Source organism: Phocaeicola coprophilus DSM 18228 = JCM 13818, assembly GCF_000157915.1.
GTDB classification, from domain to species: Bacteria; Bacteroidota; Bacteroidia; order Bacteroidales; family Bacteroidaceae; genus Phocaeicola; species Phocaeicola coprophilus.
The window spans coordinates 174,549-175,505 of record NZ_EQ973650.1 but is presented as its reverse complement, the minus strand read 5'-3'; the positions used below and the strand labels follow the sequence as shown (position 1 = coordinate 175,505).

1 protein-coding gene is annotated in these 957 nt (G+C 51.3%); it reads right to left on the bottom strand.

Annotated elements, in window-relative coordinates:
• Positions 1–957: site-specific integrase (locus BACCOPRO_RS15135; protein WP_040311600.1), on the bottom strand; the 957-nt coding region annotated here is incomplete at both ends.

Sequence of the window (957 nt, the reverse complement as noted above, 5' to 3'; positions counted from 1 at the left end):
GTCCTCCAACTTGTGCGACAAGGTTTCCATGTCTTGGCTTATCTTCTGGGCGGTGATTTTGGCGTAAATTTGGGTGGTTTTTATGTTCGTGTGTCCCAAAAGGCGGCTTACGGTTTCGATGGGTACGCCGTGCGACAAAAGCACGGTCGTGGCGTTCGTGTGTCTTGCGACATGATAGGTCAAACGTACCTTGAAGCCACATTGCCTGCCTATCTCTTTGAGTATCTTGTTGCAGCTTCCGTTACTCGGAACGGGGAAAACATGACCGTCCCGAGCCAGTCCCTTGTACTTCTCGATGATACGCTTGGGAACATCCAAAAGGCGGATGTTCGATTCGGTGTTGGTTTTCTTTCTTCGGGTGATTATCCAAAGATTGCCGTCGAAGAAGGTTTGCAGGCGGTCGGCGGTGAGGTTCTTCACGTCCGAATACGCCAGACCCGTGAACACGGAAAAGACGAACAAGTCCCGTACAAGCTCGTGGGTGGCGTTCTTCATCGGTGCGTCCATGAGCGTCTGTATCTCCGTTCGGGTGAGGTAGCCCCTGTCCACGCTTTCGGGAGAGTTGATATATCCGGCAAAGGGATTAAAGGGCAAACGTCCGTCGTTCCTCGCAATGGAAACGATGTGTTTCAACACAATCATGTAGCCCCACACGGTATTGGTACGGCATTTCTTCTCCGTGCGCAAAAAATACTCGAAATCGTTGATGAATGTGAGGTTGAGTTCCTTTAACGGAATATCCTCACGCTTGTAGCTGTGGGGCAGGAACTCCCGAATATGGTTACAGACCGTCCGGTAACGGGTAAATGTACCTTGCGCCCTGCTGTGTCCGACTTTCTTCTCAAACTCGGCGTTGTGCTGCTCAAACAGCTTCAGCAAAGTTTCCTGCTTGACGCCGATACCGAGATAGGCGTCTTTGAGTTTGGCGGCGGTTACATAACCGTCCGTCTGCATCAG